Annotated in this window: 10 protein-coding genes; 6 read left to right on the top strand and 4 right to left on the bottom strand. The window is 74.3% G+C overall.

The window, feature by feature from the left end; translation table 11 throughout:
* The coding region (locus tag VR44_RS28385; RefSeq protein ID WP_045950464.1) for a M20/M25/M40 family metallo-hydrolase at positions 1–722 on the bottom strand (722 nt) is incomplete at its 3' end.
* A 337-nt stretch (positions 723–1,059) separates the two neighbouring features.
* Here VR44_RS28385 and VR44_RS28380 point away from each other — a divergent pair.
* On the top strand, positions 1,060–2,250 hold the full coding sequence (locus tag VR44_RS28380) for a geranylgeranyl reductase family protein (protein WP_045950466.1): 1,191 nt from the start codon (positions 1,060–1,062) through the stop codon (positions 2,248–2,250).
* A gap of 42 nt (positions 2,251–2,292) precedes the next feature.
* Here VR44_RS28380 and VR44_RS28375 read toward each other — a convergent pair whose 3' ends face one another.
* Positions 2,293–2,751 carry a nitroreductase/quinone reductase family protein gene (locus VR44_RS28375; RefSeq protein ID WP_045950463.1) on the bottom strand — a complete coding sequence of 153 codons (459 nt, stop codon included), beginning with the start codon at positions 2,749–2,751 and terminating at the stop codon, positions 2,293–2,295.
* A gap of 174 nt (positions 2,752–2,925) precedes the next feature.
* Between VR44_RS28375 and VR44_RS28370 the strand changes: the two genes are divergently transcribed.
* Positions 2,926–3,633, top strand: coding sequence for a TetR/AcrR family transcriptional regulator (locus VR44_RS28370; protein ID WP_045950462.1), 708 nt, complete (start codon positions 2,926–2,928; stop codon positions 3,631–3,633).
* 116 nt (positions 3,634–3,749) lie between these two features.
* Positions 3,750–4,217 (top strand): hypothetical protein, encoded by a 468-nt coding sequence (locus tag VR44_RS28365; protein WP_045950461.1) that lies wholly within the window; start codon positions 3,750–3,752, stop codon positions 4,215–4,217.
* A 45-nt stretch (positions 4,218–4,262) separates the two neighbouring features.
* Here VR44_RS28365 and VR44_RS28360 read toward each other — a convergent pair whose 3' ends face one another.
* On the bottom strand, positions 4,263–5,006 hold the full coding sequence (locus VR44_RS28360) for a maleylpyruvate isomerase family mycothiol-dependent enzyme (protein ID WP_045950460.1): 744 nt from the start codon (positions 5,004–5,006) through the stop codon (positions 4,263–4,265).
* 37 nt (positions 5,007–5,043) lie between these two features.
* Here VR44_RS28360 and VR44_RS28355 point away from each other — a divergent pair, with 37 nt between their 5' ends.
* Positions 5,044–5,700, top strand: coding sequence for an alpha-ketoglutarate-dependent dioxygenase AlkB family protein (locus tag VR44_RS28355; RefSeq protein ID WP_045950459.1), 657 nt, complete (start codon positions 5,044–5,046; stop codon positions 5,698–5,700).
* A 41-nt stretch (positions 5,701–5,741) separates the two neighbouring features.
* Entirely contained in the window at positions 5,742–7,046 is a 1,305-nt protein-coding gene (locus VR44_RS28350; RefSeq protein ID WP_094191965.1) for an ROK family protein, read from the top strand.
* Between the two features lie 39 nt (positions 7,047–7,085).
* Here VR44_RS28350 and VR44_RS28345 read toward each other — a convergent pair whose 3' ends face one another.
* Positions 7,086–7,631: an ATP-binding protein gene (locus VR44_RS28345; protein ID WP_063778979.1), complete on the bottom strand. Its 546-nt coding sequence runs from the start codon at positions 7,629–7,631 to the stop codon at positions 7,086–7,088.
* Between the two features lie 201 nt (positions 7,632–7,832).
* Here VR44_RS28345 and cds1 point away from each other — a divergent pair, with 201 nt between their 5' ends.
* On the top strand, positions 7,833–8,990 hold the full coding sequence (gene cds1, locus VR44_RS28340; protein ID WP_045950457.1) for an L-cysteine desulfhydrase Cds1: 1,158 nt from the start codon (positions 7,833–7,835) through the stop codon (positions 8,988–8,990).
* Positions 8,991–9,179 lie beyond the last annotated feature (189 nt).

Raw genomic sequence — 9,179 nt, 5'->3', positions numbered from 1 at the left:
TCGGAGCGCAGCGAGTCCAGCAGGCGGATCAGCGCGGCCAGCGCGTCCGGGGCGACGCCGCCGAACATCCCCGAGTGCAGGTTCCCGCCGAGCGTGTCGAGCTTGATCTTGACCAGGCTCATGCCGCGCAGGGTCGCCGTCACCGTCGGCAGGCCCAGGCGGAAGTTGCCCGCGTCACCGATCACGATCGCGTCGGCGGTCAGCAGCTCGGGGTGCGCCTCGGCGTACTGCTGGAGGCCGCCGGTGCCCTGCTCCTCCGAGCCCTCCACGATCACCTTCACGGAGACCGGCACGCCGCCGTTCGCCTTCAGCGCGCGCAGGGCCAGCAGGTGCATGATGAAGCCGCCCTTGCAGTCGGCCGCGCCGCGCCCGTACCAGCGGCCGTCGCGCTCGGTCAGCTCGAAGGCCGGGGAGATCCAGGCGGCGTCGTCGAGCGGCGGCTGCACGTCGTAGTGCGCGTACAGCAGGACGGTCGGGGCACCCTCCGGGCCGGGCAGGAAGCCGTACACCGACTGCGTGCCGTCGGGGGTGTCGAGCAGGGCCACGTCCTGGAAGCCCTCGGCGCGCAGGGCGTCGGCCACCCAGTTCGCGGCGCCCTCGCTCTCGCTCTTGGGGAACTGCGCCCAGTCCGCGACCGACTGGAACGCCACCAGCTCGGTCAGCTCCGCCTTCGCGCGGGGCATGAGCGAGGCGACGGTCTCGGCGATCGGATTCTGCGACATGGGCACGCTCCTCGTGGGTGCGACGTTGTGCGGTGTGTACGCCGGGGTACGGCGGGGTCCGCTCGATCCTCGCACAGCGGCGCGGGCGGGCCGCGCGCCGTAGGATCTTCACGGCATCGGAGCAACGTGTGATCAGGAGCAGCAGCACATCGTGACCAGCGACGACAGCATTGACGGCGGTTCCGGCGGGGAAGCGGAGCAGGCGGCCGGGGCCGGTGCTCGGGCTGAGGCCGGAGCCGGGGCCGGGGCCGAAACCGGAGCCGGGGCCGGGGCCGGGGCCCGGGAAGGGGACCGGGCCGGGGAGGCGGGCGACGGCGCGGCCGACGGCGCCGGCGAGGTGTGGGACGTCGTCGTGGTCGGCGCCGGACCGGCCGGGGCGATGGCCGCGTACGGGGCGGCGACCGCGGGGCGGCGCGTCCTGCTGCTGGAGAAAGCCGAACTGCCCCGCTACAAGACCTGCGGCGGCGGCATCATCGGCCCCTCGCGCGACGCCCTGCCGCCGGGCTTCGTCCTGCCGTTGAAGGACCGGATCAACGCGGTCACCTTCTCGCTCGACGGGAAGCTGACCCGCACCCGCCGCTCGAAGCGCATGCTGTTCGGCCTGATCAACCGGCCCGAGTTCGACGCGGCGCTGGTCGCGGAGGCCGAGAAGGCCGGCGCCACGCTGCGTACGGGGACGGCCGTGAGCCGGGTCGAGCAGCACGGCGCGTCCGTGCCCGACCGGCGCACGGTCGCGGTGGTGCTCGCGGACGGCGAGACCGTGCTCGCCCGGGCCGTGGTCGGCGCGGACGGCAGCGCGAGCCGTATCGGTGCCCACGTCGGGGTCGAGATGGACCAGGTCGACCTGGGACTGGAGGCGGAGATCCCGGTCCCGGCGACCGTGGCCGAGGACTGGAAGGGCCGCGTCCTGATCGACTGGGGGCCGCTGCCGGGCAGCTACGGCTGGGTCTTCCCCAAGGGGGACACGCTCACCGTCGGCGTCATCTCCGCGAAGGGCGAGGGCGCCGCGACCAAGCGGTACCTGGACGACTTCATCGCCCGGCTGGGCCTGGCCGGTTTCGAACCGGCCGTCTCCTCCGGGCACCTGACCCGCTGCCGCAAGCCCGGGTCGCCGCTGTCGCGCGGCCGGGTGCTGGTGGCGGGTGACGCGGCCGGGCTGCTGGAGCCGTGGACCCGTGAGGGGATCTCCTTCGCGCTGCGTTCGGGACGGCTCGCGGGGGAGTGGGCCGCGAAGATCGCCGAGGCGCAGGACGCGGTGGACGCGCGGCGCCAGGCGCTGAACTACGCCTTCGCGGTCAAGGCCGGGCTGGGTGTGGAGATGAGCGTCGGCAAGCGGATGCTGACGGTCTTCGAGTCCCGCCCGGGGCTGATGCACGGTGCGCTGACGGGGCTGCGGCCCGCCTGGAATGCCTTCGCCGGGATCACGCGCGGGTCGACGAACCTGGCCGACCTGGTCCGTACGCATCCGATGGCCCGCAAGGCGCTGCACCTGCTGGACGCCCGTCTGGCGCGGAGCGGCCGGAGCTGACGGCCGGAGCTGACGGTCGGAGGGGCGGCCGTGCGGCGGGGCTCAGCCGGTCACCGTGACACGGAAGACCGGGTGGTCCCCGGCGGCCGCCTCCAGCTCGGCGTCGGTGGACTTCGCCGTGACGCCCTGGAAGAAGCGATTGACCTCCCAGCCCCACTTCTCCAGGTAGGCCCGCAGCACGGCCGCCTTCTGAGCCGGGTCGGTGAGCTCCGTGACGGTGAAGGGACGGACCTTGCGGCCCACGCGGAGCTCGCCGCCGCCCGCGACCCGCATGTTGCGGACCCACTGGGAGTGGCCGCGGGCCGAGACCAGGTACTGGGCGCCCTCGAACGTGTGCGGGTTGACCGGGATGTGCTGCATCTTGCCGGAGGTGCGGCCGCGCACCGACAGCTCCGCGGTGCCGGCCAGGCTGATGCCGAGGCGGGCGAGCTTGCCGAACAGCGCGTTGAAGCGGGTCTCGAGCGGGCCGGCCTTGACGTAGTGCGGGGTGGACGCGTTCATGGTGGGCCTCCGGGAGTGACACGGGAGTGACATCGGACTGCGATTCCGAGAGCACTGCTCTCGCTTGAGATCAGTGTGCATGGATCGGTGCACCAAAGCAAGAGCAGTGCTCTCGAAAGAGTTCGCTGCTCCGATTTTTGTGCACTGCTCCACGTGTATGTCACACTGATCCGCATGAGCACCGTGCGAGGGGCCAGGGAACGGGCCCGCATCGAGGTCACCGCCGCCATCAAGGACGAGGCACGCCGCCGGCTCGCGGACGAAGGGGCCGCCAAGCTCTCGCTCCGCGCCGTCGCACGCGAGCTGGGCATGGTCTCCTCCGCCCTCTACCGCTACTTCCCGAGCCGCGACGAGCTGCTCACCGCCCTGATCATCGACGCGTACGACAGCCTGGGCGCCGCCGCCGAGGCCGCCGGAGCGGCGGCCCTCGCCGCCGGGTCCCCGCCCCGCGCCCGCTGGACGGCCGTCTGCGAGGCCTTCCGCGCCTGGGCGCTCGCCCACCCGCACGAGTACGCCCTCATCTACGGCTCCCCCGTCCCCGGCTACAGCGCGCCCCAGGACACCGTCGTCCCCGCCTCCCGCGTCGCCAACGTCCTGATCGGCATCGTCCGCTCCGCCCACGAGGGCCGCGGACTCGCCCTGCCCCCGCTGCCCGCCACCCTGCGCGCCGAGGCCGGCCGGATGACGGCCGAGTTCGCCGAAGGCCTGCCCCCGGAGGTCACGGCCGCCCTGGTCGCCGCCTGGGCGCAGCTCGCCGGCCTCGTCTCCTTCGAGCTGTTCGGCCAGTTCAACAACGTGGTCGAGGAACGCGACGCCTTCTTCGCGCACGCCGCCGACCAACTGGCGCACGCGGTGGGCCTGCCGGCGCTAGGACGGCCCTGAATGCCCGCACCGCTCCCCGTGCCGATCGAGTTCGACTTGCCGGAGGGCCGGCTCCCGGCCAAGCCGGACGGGCCGGAGAGCTCGGTCCGGCCCGACACCGGGGCGGAGGCGTAGCGGTGGGGCGGCTCAGGGACAAGCTGACCGGCACGGCCCACCCGCGCGCCGGGGTGGCACCGAGGCCCGCCGAGGAGGTCCGGGCCGCGCTGCTCGCGGCGGCCGGACCGGACGCGCGGTTCACCGTGCGCCAGGCCACCCCGCAGGACGGCGGCGCGGATCTGGTCGCGGAGTGCGTCATCCCGGCGCTGGACGTCACCCTCAGGACCCGGATGCGCCTGGACGCCGGGGCACATGCCGTCCGCGTGCTCGAAGAGCGGTGGGCGCCGACCGCGGAGGGCGCGAACCGGCAGTACGGACGCGGGCCCTCGGACATGGTGTACCGGCAGTGGGAGGTCAGGAAGGCGGCGGACGGCAGCCGGCAGAAGGTCGAGACGTTCCGCTTCGGCACCCGGGACATGCGGTTCCCGCTCCAGAAGGCCGTCCTCGGAGCCGGTTGGACCTGGCGCGGGGTGCTGTTCAGACTCTGACCGGCGTGACCGGCGAGGGCCTGGGGCTCCCGCCGGCCGCTGCCCTCAGATGCCCGCGGTGTCCTGCCACAGCCGGGCCAGCTCCTTGTCACCGCTCACGCCCGGCCCCGCCAGCGGGAGGCGGTTCCACAGGGCCGCGTACAGCCAGGACGCCTCGCCCGTCAGCTCGCAGTCCGCCGGATCGCCCGTGTCGCCGCGCACCGTCCGCGCCGGCTCCTTCGACAGGTGCACCGTCCACACCGCGCCCGTGTCCGCCGCCCGGACCCGCACCGTCTTCGGCTCCTCGGTCCGCACCCGGCTGCGCGGCCGGGCGTGGAAGCCGGTCAGCAGTTCGTCCACCCCGTCCTCCGCGAACTCCGGGGTCACCCCGGAGAAGGCGATGCCGCGCGCGGCCTGGGCGTCGAAGCGGTGCACGGCCGTCTCGTGCGCCTGCCGCCGGGCCCAGAAGGCCAGCGGCGACGGAGGCGCCGTCGGCAGGAACGTCCAGCAGAGCAGCTCCTCCGGAGCCTCCGCCAGGGCCCGCACCAGCTCCGCGTGCCCCTCCCGGAACCAGGACAGCAGCTCGGCCCCCACCAGCTCGGGAGCCTCCGGGAACGGCGCCGGCTCCACCAGACCCTCCCGTACGTAACCCGCCGCCCAGCGGTGCACCGCCCCCGTGTGCCGCAGCAGGTCGCTCACCCGCCACTCGGGACAGGTGGGCACCAGCGCTTCCGTGCCCGCCCGTTCGGCCTCGTCGGCCAGCAGCTCGCCTTCCCGCGCGAGCGTCTCCACGTACTCGGTGATCTTCATGCCCCCGAGTGTGCCAGCCGCCCCCGACAATGGAAGGGTGGACGGTGAACTCTTCCCGCGCGGGCGGACCGAGGTCGCGCCCGGCGCCGTGCACCTGCCCGACTGGCTCGGGCCGCGGCGCCAGCGCGAGCTCCTCGACGCCTGCCGCGCCTGGGCCCGCCCGCCCGCCGGACTGCGCACCGTCCGCACCCCCGGAGGCGGGACGATGACCGCCCGGCAGGTGTGCCTGGGGCTGCACTGGTACCCGTACGCGTACGCGCCCACCGCCGTCGACGGCGACGGCGCCCCGGTCAAGCCGATGCCGCCCTGGCTCGCCGAACTGGGACGGCGGGCCGTCACCGACGCCTACGGCGAGCCCCCGCCCGTCGCCGACGCGTACGACATCGCCCTGGTCAACTTCTACGGCGCCGACTCCCGCATGGGCATGCACCGGGACGCCGAGGAGCGCTCGCCCGCCCCCGTCGTCTCGCTCAGCCTCGGCGACGCCTGCGTCTTCCGCTTCGGCAACACCGCCTCGCGCGGGCGCCCCTACCGGGACGTGGAACTGCGCAGCGGGGACCTGTTCGTCTTCGGCGGCCCGAGCCGGCTCGCCTACCACGGGGTGCCCAGGGTCCTGCCCGGCACCGCCCCGCCCGCACTGGGACTGACCGGGCGGCTGAACATCACCCTGCGGGTCGGCGGCCTCGGACCGTAGGCGGGGCGCCCGGCACCTCCCGATCATGCGAGGATCGCTGCATGAACGGCAACGGCGCCCCGCCGGGGGTGGGGGACGAGACCACGGCGTCGGCGGCTCCCGCGGCTTCGCGGACCTCCACCGCTTCCGCGGCTTCCACTTCCACGAAGAACAAGCTGGAGCGGGGCCGCAGCGCCCTGGGCCCCGCGCTGGAACTCGTCCACACGGGCCGCGCCCCGACGCGCGCGGTCCTGACGGCCGAGCTGGGCGTCACCCGGGCCACCGCCGGGGCCGTCGCCGCCGAGCTGGAGGCCCTCGGCCTGATCCGCGTCGACTCCCGCCCGGGCGGCGCCGGCGGCGCCCAGGGCCGCCCCTCGCACCGGCTCGCCGTCGAGGAGAACGGCCCCGTGGCGCTGGCCGCGCAGGTGCACTCGGACGGGTTCCGGGCGGCGCTCGTCGGCCTCGGCGGGCGGATCGTGGCCACCGCCCCCGGCAAGGTCACCGTCTCCGCCGACCCGGCCCAGGTGCTCGGCGCGGTGGTCGGGGCGGGAGCGGAGCTGCTCGCCGCGTCGGGCCGGCGCTGCATCGGCGCGGGCCTCGCGGTGCCGTCCGCGGTCGCCGAGCCCGACGGCACGGCCCTCAACCCGCTGCACCTGGCCTGGCCGGCCGGCTCCCCGGTACGGGCCATCTTCGCCGAGTGCGTGAAGGCGGCCGGGATCGACGGACCGGCCCTGACCGGCAACGACGTGAACCTCGCCGCGCTCGCCGAGCACCGCCACGGCGCGGGCCGCAGCGCGCAGCACCTGCTGTGCGTGGCCACCGGCCACCGCGGGGTCGGCGGCGCGCTGGTGCTGGACGGCCGGCTGCACAGCGGCAGCTCCGGCCTGGCCCTGGAGGTCGGCCACCTCACGGTCAACCCCGAGGGGCGCCCCTGCCACTGCGGCAGCCGCGGCTGCCTGGACGTGGAAGCCGACCCGCTGGCCTTCCTCACCGCGGCGGGCCGCACCCCCGGCCCCGAGGTGTCGCTGCTCCAGCAGGCCCGTGACCTGCTGCGCGCCGAGTACGCACAGCCCTCGGTGCGGGCGGCCGCCGAGGAGCTCATCGACCGGCTCGGGCTGGGCCTGGCGGGCCTGGTGAACATCCTGAACCCGGACCGGATCATCCTCGGCGGGCTGCACCGCGAGCTGCTGTACGCGGACCCGGAGCGGCTGCGCGCCGTGGTCGCGGACCGGAGCCTGTGGGGCCGCAGCGGGGGCGTGCCGATCCTGCCGTGCACCCTCGACCACAACAGCCTCGTCGGGGCGGCGGAGCTGGCCTGGCAGCCGGTGCTGGACGACCCGCTGGGGACGCTGGGCGCGGCGGCCTGAGCCGGTCCGGCCCGGGGCGGCGGGGCGGCCGGGGGTGCGTCACCCGGGCCCGATACCGACCGCCACCGACGCCGGCACGCCCGTCACGACGGGCTGTGCGTCGACGGCGCCGATCACCGCCCGGGCGGGCTCCCGTACGGGCTTCTCCGCGGCGATGAGCACCGTGTGCGGCGGCGGCGCCGGGGCGGGTGCGGCCCGCATGGAGAACCAGACCACCTTGCCGGGTCCGTCCGGCTGGTGGCGGGCCCCCCAGGCCTCGCTGACCGCCGCCACGAGCGCCAGCCCGCGGCCGCACGTCTCCAGGCCGTCCGCGTCGCGCAGGACGGGCAGCCGGGGATCGCTGTCGTGGACGGAGACGGTGAGCCGTCCCAGGCGGAGTTCGATCTCGACCGTGCAGACCTTGTCGGGCTGCGCGTGGCGGTGGACGTTGCTGAGCAGCTCCGTCACGCCGAGCGCAGCCCGGTCTATGAGCGGATCGAGCTGCCAGTGGCGCAGTTGGGCGGAGACGATCCTGCGGACCTGGCCGATACGGGCGGGCAGGGCCTGCAGTTCCACGACGCAGTGCCTGCGGGAATGTGTGATCACGGCTGCGACTCCCCGACATCAGTGTTACGGGTGCTGCACCCTCGGTGACGCAATCTCCAGGGTCACCCACGGTCGCGCCGCGTGCAACCGAACGCGACCGAAAGCGATTCGCATAGAACCCCAAAGTGACCGTTTGTGCAGGTGAGGGGGGTACATTTCGAAAGGAGAGGGGGCCCTGGAACCGACAAAGGAGCAAGGCGCATGAGCACCACCGGCACCACCGCCACGACGGCCTCGAACACGGCCGCGGTGACGACCACCGTCGACGTCGACCGCAGCGACGCCGACTACCGCGCCTGGCTCAAGGAGGCCGTGCGCAAGGTCCAGGCGGACGCCAACCGCAGCGCCGACACGCACCTGCTGCGCTTCCCGCTGCCCGAGGCCTGGGGCATCGACCTCTACCTCAAGGACGAGTCCACGCACCCGACGGGCTCCTTGAAGCACCGCCTCGCCCGCTCACTGTTCCTGTACGCGCTGTGCAACGGCTGGATCCGCCCCGGCCGCCCGGTCATCGAGGCCTCCAGCGGCTCCACCGCCGTCTCCGAGGCCTACTTCGCCAAGCTGATCGGCGTCCCCTTCATCGCCGTCATGCCGCGCACCACCAGCCCGGAGAAGTGCCGGCTCATCGAATTCCACGGCGGGGAATGCCACTTCGTCGACGACTCCATGAAGATGTACGAGGAGTCCGCCGACCTCGCCGCCCGCACCGGCGGCCACTACATGGACCAGTTCACCTACGCGGAGCGGGCCACCGACTGGCGCGGCAACAACAACATCGCCGAGTCGATGTACCAGCAGCTGCGCCTGGAGCGCTACCCCGAGCCCGCCTGGATCGTGGCGACCGCAGGCACCGGCGGCACCTCCGCGACCATCGCCCGCTACGTCCACTACATGCAGCACGACACCCGCATCTGCGTCCCGGACCCGGAGAACTCCTGCTTCTTCGACGGCTGGACGCACCACGACCCGCACGCGAGCAGCGACTGCGGCTCCCGCATCGAGGGCATCGGCCGGCCCCGCATGGAGCCCAGCTTCGTGCCCGGTGCCATCGACCGCATGATGAAGGTCCCGGACGCGGCGAGCGTCGCCGCCTGCCGCGCCCTCGAACAGGCCATAGGGCGCAAGGCCGGAGGCTCCACGGGCACCGGGCTGTGGAGCGCCCTGAAGATCGTCTCCGAGATGGTGGCGGAGGGCCGCAAGGGCAGCGTCGTGACCCTGCTCTGCGACCCGGGCGACCGCTACCTCGACAAGTACTACTCGGACGAGTGGCTGGCGGCGCAGGGCCTCGACATCGACCCGTACGCGAAGACGATCCGGACGCTGCTGGAGACCGGGGAGTGGCGCGAGCCCCAGGGCTGAGGCCCGCGCCCTGGGCCGGGGCTCAGCCGCGGCCCGGGGCCGAGGCCAGCCGGGCGTCGAGCGTGCGCACCGCCGTACGGAAGGAGTGGCCGAGCCCCGGGCGGGCGGCGGCCAGTGCCAGGCGGAGGGCGGCCGGGCCGTCGGCGGCGAAGGTCCAGCGCACCAGGGTGCCGGGGGAGCGGGGCCCGA

It is taken from the genome of Streptomyces katrae, from assembly GCF_000966975.1.
Classification (GTDB): domain Bacteria; phylum Actinomycetota; class Actinomycetes; order Streptomycetales; family Streptomycetaceae; genus Streptomyces; species Streptomyces katrae.
Note: the sequence above shows the minus strand (reverse complement) of the source record. Positions and strands in the feature narration are given on the sequence as shown.

Coding starts and splice junctions, on each gene's coding strand:
- VR44_RS28375 (WP_045950463.1), bottom strand. CDS start 2,751: ATGAACGCGTCCACCCCGCACTACGTCAAGGCCGGCCCGCTCGAGACC.
- cds1 (WP_045950457.1), top strand. CDS start 7,833: ATGAGCACCACCGGCACCACCGCCACGACGGCCTCGAACACGGCCGCG.
- VR44_RS28350 (WP_094191965.1), top strand. CDS start 5,742: ATGAACGGCAACGGCGCCCCGCCGGGGGTGGGGGACGAGACCACGGCG.
- VR44_RS28370 (WP_045950462.1), top strand. CDS start 2,926: ATGAGCACCGTGCGAGGGGCCAGGGAACGGGCCCGCATCGAGGTCACC.
- VR44_RS28360 (WP_045950460.1), bottom strand. CDS start 5,006: ATGAAGATCACCGAGTACGTGGAGACGCTCGCGCGGGAAGGCGAGCTG.